Genomic DNA, 14,964 nt, shown 5'->3' on the forward strand with positions numbered 1-14,964 from the left:
TAAATTATGGAAGATTTGAGCACACCAGAACGCATTTACAAGCGAGATGGAAATCTGATTCTACGTACCGCTGAGATAGACGATGCGACGATGATCAGTGAGTACTTTCAGGTGAATCGAGAGTATCTCAAACCTTGGGAACCGATTCGTGAAGATGCATTTTTTGAGAGAACAGGCTGGGCACAGCGCCTAATTAAGCTAAACGAGCTTCATAAAATGGGGCTCGGCTACTACTGTTTACTGATTAATGCCGATACTAACGAAATGTTAGGGACTATCTCGTTCAGTAATTTGTCTCGTTTCCCGTTCTATGCATGTAACGTAGGCTATTCACTTGCAGAGCAAGCTCAGGGCCATGGTTACATGCGCAGAGGTCTCAGTATGGCGAAAGACTACATGTTTGACGTGCAGAACATGCATCGCCTAATGGCGGGTTATATGCCTCACAATGAACGAAGTGCGGGCGTACTTGAGCATCTCGGTTTTGTACGTGAAGGTTTCGCTAAAGATTACCTACAAATTAACGGTAAATGGGAAGACCACATACTGACAGCGCTCGTGAATCCTAATTGGGAAGATAGACGCAACATATAGATAACGCAGTCTATAAGCTCACAAACGAGTAGTGATTTAAAAAGGCAGCGAATAGTAAGCGATGTAGCGTTGCTGCCTGTATTAAAAGAACATTGAGCCATGGTTGAGCCATTGGCCTGAGAAGATATTTGAGGAATTTTGATGTCATACACAACTTTGGACGAATACCAAAGAAAATGGATTTTTACTCACCAATCGATGCCACTTCCGGCTGAGGATTTGGAAAAGATTAAGCCAATGACACAGGCAAGAGCGTCTCAGTTTTGGAAAGAGAACGTGAGCCCTCAAAGTCCAGACGCTGAGCGACTAAGCTCGCAAGATTGGCCTAGCAAGGCATCGAACTGGAAAGAAGAGATCAGCTGGATGGCACATTGGGAAGCCGATGAGCCGGAAATGCCAGAAGAGATCCTTAACTTTATTGACTGGCAAGATGACGTAACTGTTTATTTTTGTTATGAAAAATATAATGTTCTTGAAACCAAATGGGCCGTTTTCAAGAAGCATTGGAAGAACTTTTTGTTCTACGATGATGGTCCAATTCTGTTAGGCCGTCGTCGCTCTGAAGCGCTTTGGTTTGCGACGAATGGTACTGTGAAAATCGGTAACCGAGCATAAGCTGAAAACGAATTTTAAACGGTAGAAAAGCGAGCATAGTGCTCGCTTTTTTTATTTTAGTTGGGCGTAACGTTTACTCATTTTGTTTTCGTACATTTGCTCATCTGTTAGTCGAATTAACTCTTCGATAGGTGGAATATTTGACGAGTAAATAAGTGAACCATGGCTAAAAGTTGTGTGGCAATCTATCCCCAGTTTTTGGGAATGTTTGTTAAAGTCGGATTGAACTCGGCTTATTATCTTATTTAGGGAGTCTTCGGTGATGTCTCTACACAATAAGAGAAACTCATCTCCTCCAAGTCTTCCACAAATATCATCCTTACGAGTGTTACGTTGAAGTGAATGAGAGAAGGACTTTATATATTGGTCGCCAATATTATGTCCGAAGTTATCATTAACATACTTAAGTCCGTCGATATCAAAATAAACAGTTCCAATACTCACGCCATTTTCTATAGTGCTATCGATGAATTTGGGTGACTCGCTTAATATCGCTCTACGATTAAATACTTGAGTCAATTCGTCGTGATTAGACGTATACTTCAATTTGCGTACTCGTTCCGCAGTATGTACTTCTCTTTCTAATAGCGCGCGAATGCTCTCCATTAAATTTATTTGTATTGGTTTATAAGAGGTCTCTTTAGTATCTAGCGCACAAAGTGTTGCAAACATGCTGCCGTCCGATTGGAAGATCGGCAAGCCTAGGTAAGAGACGTAGCCCATCTGCGTGAGTTCGGGATTGTCGCTCCATTCCTCTTTACCAGACGCATTTTTTACATAAAGCATTGCTCTGGTTTCCATCACTGTCTTGCAGTATAAATTGATGTCTCTGGGGATGATTTTGCCAGGGTTCGCTTTAACTCCTGGTGAAGAAGACATCGCAATATTTTGGAATCCAACTTCAGACGTAAGAATAAGCCCAACAGCGGGAGCATTAAGCACTTCTGCTATGTTATTGAGCATGCTTTTCCATAAAGAGAGGTCCATTTCTTTCACTAGATCATTGATGGCATATTTAGAGCTGGATTGATAGATATTGGTAAATGGCATGAATGATCACCTTTTGGAATGTCATACTGTTGACTCTAATGTCAAACTTCTGCCTTTGCAATCTGAAATAATGTATTTCCTTCCGTTTGTATTTTTAATAAGACAAAGGCATAACCCATAGGTGGTGTGTTTATAAAAACTATATAAAAAACGCTACGACCATATTTATTTCTTAATAAAAATAAGTGAACTCTATTTGTTTAAATAATGTGCTTATAAGGCAGTTTTCGATATGTAAATCACAATTTCACTATGGTTTAACCGGAAAGTATTGAATCAATAGGGGAGAGTCCTATATTGGGAAGTGTAGCCTTAGTGGAGGTGAAGTATTATGATTTGGGATACTCTCGAACGTGTAAATAAACTTCGCAAGGAAGCAATGGAGGATCCAGAATTCTTGGATTCAGCAAAAATGCATGAGGAATGGCTTTTGAGCGAAACTCATAATCAATCCAATAAAGGAGCAAAAGAAAAGAAACCAAAAAAACTGTCTGACATCTATGAGAATACAGACTTTACTATCAACCCAAACGGAACGAAACATTAAACAATGATTAACTGTAACACGGCTGAGGCTCTTAACCCGAAAGCTAAGTACCAACGACACACACCAGCCTTTAGCCACCAATAAAAAAGCCACTTTCAATGTATCGAAAGTGGCTTTTTCTTTTCTAGCTGCTTAGAAGCGATATCTGCATTCAGTCCTAGCTGTTGATTAGGCTCAAGCCGCTTGGTAAAGCATCACCAAACACACGCTTAGATTCGCTCTCGGACAGCTCAGTTACTTCACTAACCAGCGTTAACCAAGACTCTGGAACCTTGCTCTGCTTCAGCTTCTCAATCACTTGATTACGGTAATCGTCAGAGATATCGAACTGTCGGTCGCCAGTCTTGCGACAAATCATCACTGCGGCAAAGGCAATCATCTGCTCTTTCTGCCAGTTCTGCTCAAGTAATTTTGGTAACCACTGCTCAGCTTGCTCTCTAGGAATCACACTGTGCTGGCTGCCATACAAAGGGGTTCTTGAAGCCAGTCGACCTAGCGCCCACCAATGCGCTTGTTCAAACTGGTTTTGATTGATCGCTTTGCTTAGGAACCAAGACGCAAGAAGCACTTTGTCTTCCACTTCGAGTTGCTCAAGGGATGCCGCCAATCTAACCATGGCTTCATAACCATTGTCTTGGGCATCTTTAGCACTCTTAGGGTTCTTCATTGCACCTGGGTGAAGGTATTTAGCAATGTCGGCCAAGATTGTCTCTTGCTGCTCTTGGTTTAAACCACCGGCAACACGACGCCAGAAGACCCACCAGTCCGTCCAACCTTGGTGATTCTTAAACTGGATGTTTTGTTGATAAAGACCCCAAATTTGCTCGATACGCCATGAGTCCGTTGGATCACCAAAGCCCGGGCGCAGCGAGTAACCCGCTAAACGCAGCCAGTTCTTCTCGTGTGCCTCTGAGCGACGACGACGTTTGCGACCTAACGAGAAGCTATCGAATAGATGACGGAGGGTGGTGAAATCCCACTCATCGCGTTTACCGAGTCGTTTCTCAAGATCTTTAGACAGAGTCTTGATCTCTTTCGATTCTGCACTCTTCTTATTGCCGCTGTAGAGGCGAGAAATCAGCTCTTTACACTCATCCAATCTTGGATGAAGTTTAGAGTTATCGGATTCTTCACCTTGCTTGTTTCTGACTTCAAATTCTAACAACCAACGTTTCGAGTCATCTTCAGTACTCACGCACTCCATTTTCAGTGTGCCGACTTCGGTTAACTGACAAGCGAGCAGCACTTCAACACGCTCTTTTTGGTTAGCTTGAAGCTCTGCTGTACCTGAGCCTTCCAGCGTCGAGATGTAAGGTGGAAGAGGGGAGAATAGATCGGCATCCACATCGACCATTACACCGTTTTGGATCGCAGTATCGTGAGCGATTTGATCGTGTGTTGAAGTCAGTAGGTTAAAACGAACCGGTTCGCCCAGCGTCAAAGAGAAACGACGACTGTTCAAACGGATTTCTTGGCCTTCTTCGGTACCTTTAGCAAGTAGACACAGTGCTTTACCCATCTTGTTCTTTTCTTGTAGATGTAAGAAGTAAGAGCGAGCAGCACCACCCCCGATTTTAAGTTGGGCACCGCGGCGTGCCTTACCAAATGCTACCGCGCCAAGGGCAACAGACCAATCTGGGTGAGGGTTATCTAATACTGTGATTGGAGCGCCGTTCCAGTTGCCTAGGAGCTGAGTAATACGCTCTGTAACAAGCTCACTGTTGAACACACCGCCGTTAAGCAGCACACCGACAGGGATAGCAGGTTTCGTGTCATCGAACTCAATAGAGTCAGAGTTTTCCAGTGCAGCTTTAGACACTTGTTGGTGTGTCGTCAGGAATTCTGCAACGTGTTTACTGACTGCAGGATCGGCAACGTAAGGCAGGCCGAATTCGACTACGGCGCTGCGACGCTTGTCTGGCGTTTCGGTAAACTCAGAGAGTGGGAAGAAGCCTTCCAGTGCGATTTGATGAACTTCTTGCTTGGTTAAGCCAATACTCTTAGTGCCGCCTAATAGCTTCGAACCGCTACCAAGCATTGTGATTTTGACATCGTCAGGTGCATCAGCAGAAAGCAGGCTCTCTTTTGCGGCGCGGGTCTGTTGAATCAGTTTGGTGAGGCTGGAGGCATTCAGTTTTTTGTTTTGATTGAAGCGCTGCTCTGCAAGATGAGCGAGGGCTAAATCTAGGTTATCACCACCCAGCATTAAGTGTTCGCCAACGCCGATACGGTCGAGTGCTAGCTCGTTATGACCAGCATTATCTGTATCGAATTTGGCTTCAATTAAGCTTAAGTCGGTAGTACCACCGCCGACATCACACACTAAGATCAATGGGATCTGTTGAAGCTCATCCGCCGCCGTTTGTTGGTGGCGCGCATACCAGTCGTAACAAACCGCTTGAGGCTCTTCGAGCAATAGAATCTTACCTAAGCCTGCAAGTTCTGCGGCTTCAAGTGTCAGCTTACGAGCTGTCTCATCGAATGATGCAGGAACCGTTACAACAACATCTTGGTCTTCAAGTTTGTTGCTTGGATTACGGTAGTTCCATGCTTGGCGAATGTGATTCAAGTAGCTCGCACTCGCGACAACTGGCGATACTTTATCGACATCTGCTGCGCCAGCCCAAGGGAGAATGTCTGAGCTACGATCCACCGCTTGGTGCGATAACCAACTCTTCGCACTCGATACTTGTCGACCTTCAACCTTAGCACCCAATTCACGCGCCCACTCACCGACGATAACATTCTTTATATCGCCTTCAACTGGGTTTGGTTCCCACGGCATAGTTAGGTCTGAAGGGGAGATTTGACCTTGTGCAGGGTGGTAACGAAACGATGGGAGTAGAGGCTTACGAACCACTTCACCAGGGCCGATAAGCTGATCGATTTCGAAAAGGGAAACGGGAGCGTGTTGTAGGTCGTCGTTAATTTCACAGTAGGCAACCACAGTGTTGGTTGTGCCTAAGTCAATGCCGACTAAAAAACGAGGAGTTGCCATACAAAACCTTATTCTTCCAGAGTGATGACCAGTGTGTTGATAGTTTTGGTCTTATTGTTGTTATTCGTATACGTCGTTCCTGAGAAACAGGTAGGACTGAATTGGGAGCGGTATTGATAAAATAACGGCACCCGCTAAGGTGCCGTTGATTCATTATGCTTCGTCGTTTGAGTCGTTGTTCGAATCTTCACGAACGTCGAACTCAACGTGCCATTTCTGACCATTATCAGTGGCAATCGCTTCTAGGTATAAAGTACCAAGCTCAGTAACGCGAGAAGCCAAAGTAACCGGAACTACTTCACCTTCGCGTCGGCCTTCAGAAACTGGCAGTGTTACTTGGATTTCAGGAAGCTCATCGAGCTCTTCTGGCGCCCAGTGATCAAGATGAGTACCAGCTTGATCTTCACGGCGAGTTGTTGAGCCGAAGAACTGGAAGTGAACTGGCTGACCAATCACTAGACCAAATTCTTGGCTAGGCACTTGAACGCTTGAGCCCTCTTCCATACCAAACGGTGCAACACACAGAGCTTCCATAGGAGGAGCCATACCTGGGATTGCAGGCATCGCGCTTTCAATACCTACATAGTAAGCAGAAGCGATACCACCGCGGATACGAACGCCTTGACCACGACGTACCGCGCCGTAGTAAGAAGCACCACTTGCAACCGCAAGGTCTAGGTCTAGGCCTGAAAGTTGTTTAGCAAATTCAGCGTCAGCATTGATCAACCACTCGTTGATTGTGTCTGAAAGACGATCAGCAAGTAGGTTCGATTTTAGAACACCACCATTGAACAGGATTGCTGTTGGTTTGATGAAGTCAGCCGCTGGCGCTTCTGACCCTGGCATACCAGGCATGTTTGCAAACGGGTTGAAATCTTGCTGAGCCGCTTCGTTATTTCCAGAAAGCGCGTTCGCTTGCTTAGAAAGGAATGCGGCAATGTGACGAGTAATACCTGCGTCTTGAGCGTAAGGCAGACCCATTTGAGTCAGTGCACCACGCGTTTTTTGTACTGGGTGCTCAGTCACGGCCACTTTCGGGAAGAAGCCATCAACCAATGTTTGTTGTACTTCTTGCTGAGTCAGTTCTGTTTTCAGTGTTGCGCCAAGTAGTTTAGAACCACGGCTTGGAACAACGATAGGCACAGATTGCAGTTCAGCATCGTTTAGTAGTGCTTCTTTCGCATCACGACATGCGTGAGTCATAGCTTGAACCTGCCAAGGAGCCAGCTCTTTGCCTTCTTGTGCCAGTTTCATTTTCAGGCGGTAAGCCAGTGCTAAGTCCATGTTGTCGCCGCCAAGTAGGATATGTTCACCTACTGCGATACGGTTCAGGCTTAGGTTGCCGTCATCTTGTGTTACTTCAACTAACGAAAGGTCGGTTGTACCACCACCGATATCGACAACAAGAACGATGTCGCCAACGTTTACTTCATCACGCCATGTGTCGTTGCTGTTATCAATCCAACTATAAAGCGCTGCTTGAGGCTCTTCTAAAAGCGTTAGATGAGTGAAACCAACATTACGTGCAGCTTCAGCTGTTAAATCACGAGCGGCAGGGTCAAACGAAGCAGGAACCGTGATTGTTACGTCTTGGTCTGCCAGTTTGTGTTCTGGGTTCGCGTGGTTCCAAGCGTCTTTAAGATGCTCAAGATAAAGCTCAGTTGTCTTAAGCGGAGATACTTTTTCTACTTCTTCTGGGCTACCTGCAGGAAGGAAAGCATCACGACGGTTTACACCACCGTGGCATAGCCAAGATTTCGCACTAGCGACCAAACGGATAGGGGTTTTAGAACCAAGGTTACGAGCAATCGCACCAACCAGTGCTTTTGGCTCAGAAGACCAAGGTAGAACACGTGATGCTTCGTTCATTTCGTGCTCGTGCGGTTGGTATAGGAACGAGCCAAGTTGGCTGCGAGTTTCTACTGTACCAGGAGCAGTAAGCTGAGGAATTGGCATTACCTCAACACGTGCATCTTCATTCGTTGTGTCGATGTAAGACAAAACGCAGTGTGTAGTACCTAAATCGATACCAACGCTGAATTTAGGTGCTTGCTGTTCTTGTGAATGTTCTTGGTGTTCCATTATAGCTCTACCTCTGCCGGTGCAATTACAGATGCATCGTAGTTTTCAGCAAGCTTAGGTAGGTTCATGTCAGTTGCTTTCCAGCCTTTGTGAACAAGTGTACCGTTGAATGGTGCGTTACCTGTTACGTTGCCTGTTAGGCGGATTTCTTGAGGGTTGAAACCTTCAGCTACTGTGATGCGAGTCTCTTCATCTTCGCTGCGGATATGAGCAAGCGTTACGTAGTCTGCTAGTACTTTTTGACCGCCCGTGTGAATAACACGTGCAGCTGCGCCAACTTCTTCGTCAGAGAACGAAGTCAGGTCTTCTTTTAGGAAGTCGATTAGTCGCGCTTCTTGTTGCATGATAGACAGTAGCTGCATTGCAGAATCTGTTGGTGCTGTTGCCAGCTTAGATTCAACTTCTACTACTTTTTCGATGACTTTCTCTACTTCAACAACTTTTTCTACTTCGACAATCTTTTCAACTGGCTTTTCAACTTCAACGATCTTTTCTACTGGTTTTTCTACGACTTTCTCAACCACTTTGGTTTTACGAGAAACGGCAATTAGCAGTAGTAAAACGCTTGATGCAGTAAGGCCTGCGTGAAGCATATCAAACGTCTGTGGGATTAGGTTCAAATCAACGATCATAGTGATTTTTCTCTTTAAATTGATTTAACGGTATATTCGTCGGTTTCATGGAATATACAGGTTGGAAAGAAACGCATTGGCACAAAACCAAAATGGTCGCTTTCAAGCTATAAATATGAATGGATACTAGCATATTCAAGGCTTAAGAGTGGTAATTTATGTTTTCAAACAAGTGGTTTTTGAGTGTGTTAGCTTGAAATTTAGTCGAGATTTGGTCGATTGTTAACCTGTGATGTAAGGGCGAAGTAAACTGTGCACGATTTATGTCATTTTTAGGACGAAAACTTAAATGGAGCATCATTCCCTTCCGTTATATACTTTTAGCTCATCGAAGCCTAATTGGAACCTTTATGCCACACACTACCGACCCACTAACAGGGTTGAAGAGACGGACGCTCCCACTGGTCGTATTTTCGGTCAGTTTTTTGATAACAGTGTTGTGTTTTATACTCGTCGCACTTAACCAAAATCGTGCTTTAAACATGAATTTGGACAGTTTTGCTAAACACCAAACACTGAGCTTGGAAGCGTTTATCGACAATGATGTGGCCTACATAGGTTCGGGTGCAAACTTCTTCTATTCGAATGATCCTGAAAATTGGGACAAGTTCGATCGATTCGCACAGCAAACCATTAACGGTTCAAAGAGCTTGATTGGCTTGCAGTGGATGCAGAAAGTTGCGGCAGATGAAATTGCCGAACATACCGCGAAAATGGAAGCAAAGTATCCGGCTTACCAGTTGTTCACTATCCCTAAACATGAAGAGAAAGCTTATGGCTACATTCTAAATGGAGAGCCAGCTTATATCGCGACTGATATTTACCCAAATACCGAAGCCAATGACAAAGTGATTGGTTTCTACTCTTCTCGTGAACGTTTTAGACTGATCATCGAAAATATTAAACAGACGCGCCAAGCGAATATCTCGGACAAAGTACGCCTTATTCAAGATGGTCTAACTCAAGATACGCCTAAGGCAGGCATGCTGGTTTATCACCCTGTGTTTGAAGGCGAAAGTGATAACCTACTTGGTGTTGTGATTGGCGTGGTTCGCACAACTTACTACTTTGAGAACCTGTTAGCCTCTGCCGTCGGTGATATGGACGTGTACATTCGCGTTACGGATACCGGGTTTGAAGCTGAAGACTCCCCAATTCTATTTGAAACTCAAGGTTATGAGGGAGTAACAGGGCACCATATAACTAAGACAATCGAGTTGACCAACCGAAATTGGAAGATCGATTACAAGATAGATGCCTGCATCTCTTTTTATGGCTACCTAGTACTAACTGGAATTGCCTTAGTCGGAACAACCATCTCATTGTTGTTAGCGTACATCGTGAATATGCAGATCAGAGAAAAAGAGCGCCTGTACCGCATGCTAGACAAAAGAACGGAAGAGCTCCGATTCCTTGCGAACCACGATAGCTTAACTGAAATCTATAACCGACGAGCTTTCAATAAGATGTTTGATAGGGCGGTTAAGCGAAGTGAGTCATTTAGCTTGATTGGGTTTGATGTCGATAAGTTTAAAAGCATCAATGACAAGTTTGGTCACCCTGCTGGCGATGCTTTGCTTGTGCATGTCATCAAGTTGATTTCGGTAAACCTGAAAGAAGGGGATAACCTTTTCCGTTTGGGCGGAGATGAATTCTGTATTATTTCGAGCATCTCAAATCATGAAGCGCTAGACCGCTACTTACAATGCATACTAAATACAGTAAGTCACTCTCATTGTGAGTATAAAGGGCAACAGTTAAGCTGCACATTGAGTATTGGTGCCGCGATTCATACCAGTGAAGACACAGAAGAATTGCTGCAAAAAACAGACAGTATGCTTTATCAAAGTAAGTCAAATGGCCGAAATCGAGTCACAATTGCAGGCTAAGTGAGCACTTGATGCAACTGGGGTCGAGTTCTGTATTGGGCTCATGTACAATTTCACAAAATTTTTTACGAGAGAATTAGGCGACGTATGAATCACAATCGAGTGGTGTGTTTCGATTTGGAAATGTGCTGTTGGAGCGAAAATGGTGTAGGAACAACAGGCGAGATCATTGAAGTGGGTCTTGCTGAGATTGATCTAGCATCTGGAACCATCGTGAAACGAGCGCAATACTACGTTAAGCCAGAAAAAGACGAAGTCTCTCAGTTCTGTGCCGAGCTAACCGGCATTACTCCACGCAAAATCGAAAAGCAGGGTCGTCCGCTAGAGTCAGTCATCAAATCGATGATCAAGAACTTTGGTGGTCCAAACAAGATCTATGCTGCGTGGGGACGCGATGACCTGATTTTACACAAAGAGTGTCAAGAGAAAGGCATCGAGCCACCATTTAGCGAGTTCATCAACATTGCGACGCTTTATCGCGTGCAGAACCGTTTGAAAGACAAACGCATCGGCCATCGAGCGGCTCAAGAAGCAAAAGACATCGAGTGGGAAGGTCGCCAGCATTCTGGTTATGTTGATGCTTACAACCTTGCGAAGCTTGCTCTGACGATGCTTTAGCTATAAGCGAATATTAATATTTACTTCGAAATATAAGAAAGCCACCTGGATAAGGTGGCTTTCTTACATCTTCCTGTGGGCTGTTATTACCATAGTGACTAAATAAATCATCATCGTTCGCGTATTAAGGTATTTATTTCCCTAGCATTACCTTGAGCTTATCGCCTTTATCAAAGAAATGATGCTTCAATGCCCCCAATATATGTAATGTCACTAACGACATAAAAACTTTAATCGCAGTAGCGTGAATCAAAAACAGTAAAGAAAATACTTCTCTAGAGGTTGCACTATCGCCAAATGCCCATGAGTACAAACTGAATACTGGCGTATCAATCAGTGCCATGCTTAAACCTGATATAGCGATAAAGGTCAATGTAACTGCTTGAACAAATTGAACTACTTTAGGCAAGGTGAACTTGCGTTTCTCTGGCTCTGGTTTAACTAACATTCTTGCAATTAATATATTGATGAGAATAAGGACAATTGAGCCGAGTATCTGATGAATTAAAATCGTTGGATACTTGTCTGAGAAAGGCAGAAGTCGGCTTGATATAAAACCGAGTGTTAACGTTAGCATTACCCCACTAAACATCCCCCAGTGAAGAAAATCGACTTTATTAGCGAGGTTATTATTTACTCTATTGTTTGACTGTTTTTTGAACATTATGAGTTCCATTATTAGCGTGTGAAAAATCTATTATATTTCTCAAGGCTTTGTTATGGATGTGTTTGTCGAATGTTTAATATTAATAATCGGATAGCCATTTAATTAATATTAAATCGTTAGCTTGGCTCTTGATGACTCTTTTATCTCTGTTAGCGTGTGCAACATCTAACCAACGGAGGTCCTATGAAGCGGTTTATTAAAAGTTCCATCGCATTGAGCTTATTAAGTATAAGTTCATTAGCGTTTGCACAGCCCGTTGTGCTTATCAACACATTTTCGGTAGATGCGAGTAAGCATGAAGAAACCTTAGCCTATTGGGAAAGTGCTAGGGACGTGCTAGTCCAACAACCCGGTTATATCTCTACTACGTTACATCGAGCGTTAAGTACAGACGCCACTTACCTTTACGTAAACGTCGCAAACTGGGAAAGCCAAAAACACTTCATAGATGCTATCTCTGTAATGAGAGAGGAGCTACCTGCTCTTAATCTTGAAGGCGTTACTGCAAACCCTAACCTTTACGAAGTTATCCGAAATTAATAGAGAGTGTCCTGAATGAAATATGTACCACGACTGTTTTTAGTTATTTTTAGCTTTTTGTTCTCGGTTAATAGCTATTCAGCTGCCTATGGCGTATCGATTGCTTGGAAAACACAAGATGCTCAAGCTGTATTTGATCTGATGCCTCAACAGAAGAAAGCATTTGCTAACTTAATTGATGCTGGCTTAATTCACGATATGTTTGTTTCTGAAAGCTTTATTGGCGAAAAGCAGTTTCCAATAATTAAATTTGTAATGGAAGCCGATAGTGAAGAGGAAGTAAGACGTGTTATTGGAAATCTTCCTTTTCAATTTAAAGAGCTAGCTGAAATAACAGAAGTAAGAGACATCGGAAGTAAATGGTTAGATACTCAAGTTGCTTTTAAAAACTATGCGATTGAGTTGACTTGGAAAGAGCCTGAAGATCAAATGCTGGTAGATAAAATTATTAGTGTTGATTTACAAAAAGTGGTCGATTGGAGCACTCAAGGCGTGATTACTTCGGCTTATATAAAAAATCAATCTATTGCCGAGCCGAAGCCAAATCAGACAGCGATGATTCGACCAATATATTCTATCGCGGTATTGGCAAAGGATGAGCAACATGCTCTTGATATTGCTAATGAACTTAACACGGTTAAATTAGGCTTCGCTAGCGTCAATGTCAGTGAATTGGGCTTTAAATTATCCCTGTGATTTTGAATTAATGTAAACCCTCGTGTTATTCTAAGGTGAGATTATTAACAGTGTTAGCTCACCTTATGAATAATAATAAATTACAAGAGTATGATTTGGTTATTGAATTTGATGACCGTACATTGATTAACCCGTCATTGAATAAAGTCGTGACATTGTCGCCATCAGAGTGTCTGCTTTTAAAGCATTTAATGGACAACTGCTCACAAACTTTAGGTCGTGAATTCCTTTTAACGCATTGTTGGCCGGGGCGCATTGTTACTAATAGCTCTCTGAATGTCGCAATCAAAAATGTTCGCAGTGCGCTCAAAGAAGTAGGGTCCGACTGCAAAGTGATTACGGTACAAAAGGAAGGCTATTGCTTTGTTGCTCCTGAGAATAGTACCGTACCTGATAGCTTTGTTGCACCTGATAGCTTTGTCGCATCTGATAGCAGTGTCGTATCTGAAGGCTTTATAGGATCAGAAAAATCAGCAGCATCAGAACACTTTGCCGAACAAGACAAAGACATATCGAAATCTGCCAGTTTGGGAGACAAGGAGGATTCTACTCGCTCGGAATTCACTGTGTTGGAGTCAAAATCAGCTTCTGATTTAAATGAATCAGCTGACACTCACGGGCTATCAGAGAATACTCAAGCACAAGGCAAGCATGCATCTTCTAAGTTTATGCCGCTTGTTAGCGGACTCGCGGTAAGTCTGTTTATAGTCATTATCCTGTCTTATCTTGGGTTGTTTATGGAAAGAGCTTCCATCAAGGGTGTCGATGTATACCACGACAATGTCGAGTTAGAACCAGCGTTGGTGGAAGACTTAACCTCACTTGCTAAGCCTGGCGTAGAGGCGATCTATCTCCACCGTATGGGTATAGAGTGTGGTGGCATGCAAGTGGTGGTGTTAGACGAAAGTGGTTGGCACGACATTAGCGCAGATTTCAAATCTAGGCGCTGCTCACAAGGTCAGAAAGAGGCTGAAAAGGTAGAAGGAACTGCAGATGAAGCGTAACTTTTGGCTGCCGATTGTTGTAACCGTATTTGTGATCTTAGCGTTTGGCTTGGTCTCCGGAGTAGCGACCAAAGGTTCGTATCAGTTTGAAAGCCAGTACGATAATTATGGCCGGGAGGTTTTGACCCTTGAGCTAAAAAACGGACGCTCAAAAATGCGCTATGTTGGCTACGACCGAAACGGACGGGTCGTGCAAACCAAACAGTTGTTTGGTGTGTTTTTGCGTTGGGGGAATCACTACTATTTCTATCAGCTTGAACAGCACCAAGCCCACGGGAATCAAACCTTCAACGTTAAAAATCTGTTTATCAAGCACCATGATAACAAGCGTAGTGTTTTGATATCCGATCAGCGAGGTGCGTACATTACGAAAGACGGTACTATCTTAGAGCTCAATGGCATTCTTTATGGGAAGGCAATGCGTTGATTGTGATGCAGCACACTGAGGTGATTAGTGAGATCTGGTTGGTTGGAATGGGGTGTTACTAATAATCTAGAGCAGCGTTGGGTTCATTGCCTAACGCTGCTTATTTGCATGATTGGCTTAGTCTTCGCCAAGTACGTCAAGTTTGCTCTTGATGAAATCTTTGTGGTCAACGTAGAGCAGTTCAGCGGTTTTTCTGATCACTGAATCTTCAAGTGGATCAATCTCTCCATCGGCATGAGCCACTTCCCACATTGCCTTAATCAGGTCGATTCGCACTGTCTGTGATAGCTCACGCAGTTGGGAGGTGAAATCATACAAAGAAACAGATTGTTCAACTTGCGGCTCAGCTTGTTGTAACAAGGCTTTCGACTCTTCTTCCGTAATGCCCAACAGACGTTGCAGTAAGTTCAACTTCGCTTCTTGTTCTGATTCGTTGATCTCATGGTCTGCGCCTGCGACTTCGCATAACAAACTGGCGATAGCTAAGTTTGGTGAGGCAGTAGGCGTTTTGCCTAAATCAGAGCCTTCGACCAACTGTTTAAATAACGATGTAAGTGAATTAAACATAAGAGCGTTCCAGTAATGGTGAATAATATAACTATTGG

General features: G+C 43.6%; 15 protein-coding genes. 9 read left to right on the top strand and 6 right to left on the bottom strand.

The features are described from left to right. The first annotated feature begins 6 nt into the window (after positions 1–6). Together rimJ and F0251_RS02190 are read left to right on the top strand one after the other, a co-directional pair. Positions 7–594: a ribosomal protein S5-alanine N-acetyltransferase gene (rimJ, locus tag F0251_RS02185; protein ID WP_004741545.1), complete on the top strand. Its 588-nt coding sequence runs from the start codon at positions 7–9 to the stop codon at positions 592–594. A 141-nt stretch (positions 595–735) separates the two neighbouring features. Further along, the gene (locus tag F0251_RS02190; RefSeq protein WP_004741544.1) at positions 736–1,209 is read left to right on the top strand and encodes a DUF2947 domain-containing protein; all 474 of its coding nucleotides are present in this window, start codon (positions 736–738) and stop codon (positions 1,207–1,209) included. A 51-nt stretch (positions 1,210–1,260) separates the two neighbouring features. On the opposite strand, the gene F0251_RS02195 is transcribed toward F0251_RS02190, so the two are convergent. Further along, the gene (locus F0251_RS02195) at positions 1,261–2,259 is read right to left on the bottom strand and encodes a sensor domain-containing diguanylate cyclase (RefSeq protein ID WP_171730203.1); all 999 of its coding nucleotides are present in this window, start codon (positions 2,257–2,259) and stop codon (positions 1,261–1,263) included. Between the two features lie 331 nt (positions 2,260–2,590). Between F0251_RS02195 and F0251_RS02200 the strand changes: the two genes are divergently transcribed. Further along, positions 2,591–2,806 (top strand): hypothetical protein, encoded by a 216-nt coding sequence (locus tag F0251_RS02200; protein ID WP_105059341.1) that lies wholly within the window; start codon positions 2,591–2,593, stop codon positions 2,804–2,806. 157 nt (positions 2,807–2,963) lie between these two features. Here the strand turns inward: F0251_RS02200 and F0251_RS02205 are convergent, their stop codons facing one another. The 3 genes from F0251_RS02205 to F0251_RS02215 form a co-directional block, all read right to left on the bottom strand. After that, positions 2,964–5,804: an Hsp70 family protein gene (locus F0251_RS02205; RefSeq protein WP_171730204.1), complete on the bottom strand. Its 2,841-nt coding sequence runs from the start codon at positions 5,802–5,804 to the stop codon at positions 2,964–2,966. 153 nt (positions 5,805–5,957) lie between these two features. After that, positions 5,958–7,886 carry an Hsp70 family protein gene (locus F0251_RS02210; RefSeq protein WP_171730205.1) on the bottom strand — a complete coding sequence of 643 codons (1,929 nt, stop codon included), beginning with the start codon at positions 7,884–7,886 and terminating at the stop codon, positions 5,958–5,960. Continuing rightward, on the bottom strand, positions 7,886–8,518 hold the full coding sequence (locus tag F0251_RS02215; protein WP_019822547.1) for a DUF2760 domain-containing protein: 633 nt from the start codon (positions 8,516–8,518) through the stop codon (positions 7,886–7,888). Before F0251_RS02215 ends, F0251_RS02210 begins: the two co-directional genes overlap by 1 nt. Positions 8,519–8,868: 350 nt before the next feature. On the opposite strand from F0251_RS02215, the gene F0251_RS02220 reads away from it, so the two are divergent. Beyond that, positions 8,869–10,407 (top strand): sensor domain-containing diguanylate cyclase, encoded by a 1,539-nt coding sequence (locus tag F0251_RS02220; protein WP_171730206.1) that lies wholly within the window; start codon positions 8,869–8,871, stop codon positions 10,405–10,407. An 87-nt stretch (positions 10,408–10,494) separates the two neighbouring features. Next, a complete protein-coding gene (locus F0251_RS02225) occupies positions 10,495–11,025 on the top strand; it encodes a 3'-5' exonuclease (RefSeq protein ID WP_061031613.1) in 531 nt (176 codons plus the stop codon). A gap of 133 nt (positions 11,026–11,158) precedes the next feature. Here F0251_RS02225 and F0251_RS02230 read toward each other — a convergent pair whose 3' ends face one another. Continuing rightward, on the bottom strand, positions 11,159–11,689 hold the full coding sequence (locus F0251_RS02230; RefSeq protein ID WP_171730207.1) for a cytochrome b/b6 domain-containing protein: 531 nt from the start codon (positions 11,687–11,689) through the stop codon (positions 11,159–11,161). A 186-nt stretch (positions 11,690–11,875) separates the two neighbouring features. On the opposite strand from F0251_RS02230, the gene F0251_RS02235 reads away from it, so the two are divergent. The 4 genes from F0251_RS02235 to F0251_RS02250 all read left to right on the top strand — a co-directional run bounded on the left by F0251_RS02235 (position 11,876) and on the right by F0251_RS02250 (position 14,359). Further along, on the top strand, positions 11,876–12,232 hold the full coding sequence (locus tag F0251_RS02235; RefSeq protein WP_061031611.1) for an antibiotic biosynthesis monooxygenase: 357 nt from the start codon (positions 11,876–11,878) through the stop codon (positions 12,230–12,232). 15 nt (positions 12,233–12,247) lie between these two features. After that, positions 12,248–12,928 carry a hypothetical protein gene (locus tag F0251_RS02240; protein ID WP_171730208.1) on the top strand — a complete coding sequence of 227 codons (681 nt, stop codon included), beginning with the start codon at positions 12,248–12,250 and terminating at the stop codon, positions 12,926–12,928. A 65-nt stretch (positions 12,929–12,993) separates the two neighbouring features. Next, positions 12,994–13,932 (top strand): winged helix-turn-helix domain-containing protein, encoded by a 939-nt coding sequence (locus F0251_RS02245; RefSeq protein WP_171730209.1) that lies wholly within the window; start codon positions 12,994–12,996, stop codon positions 13,930–13,932. After that, positions 13,922–14,359 (top strand): hypothetical protein, encoded by a 438-nt coding sequence (locus tag F0251_RS02250; RefSeq protein ID WP_061031608.1) that lies wholly within the window; start codon positions 13,922–13,924, stop codon positions 14,357–14,359. The genes F0251_RS02245 and F0251_RS02250 overlap by 11 nt, the downstream gene beginning before the upstream one ends. Positions 14,360–14,476: 117 nt before the next feature. Here F0251_RS02250 and F0251_RS02255 read toward each other — a convergent pair whose 3' ends face one another. Further along, positions 14,477–14,926, bottom strand: coding sequence for a TerB family tellurite resistance protein (locus F0251_RS02255; protein ID WP_116870365.1), 450 nt, complete (start codon positions 14,924–14,926; stop codon positions 14,477–14,479). Between the last annotated feature and the right edge of the window lie 38 nt (positions 14,927–14,964).

The sequence above is a fragment of the Vibrio sp. 070316B genome (assembly GCF_013114115.1).
GTDB classification, from domain to species: Bacteria; Pseudomonadota; Gammaproteobacteria; order Enterobacterales; family Vibrionaceae; genus Vibrio; species Vibrio chagasii_B.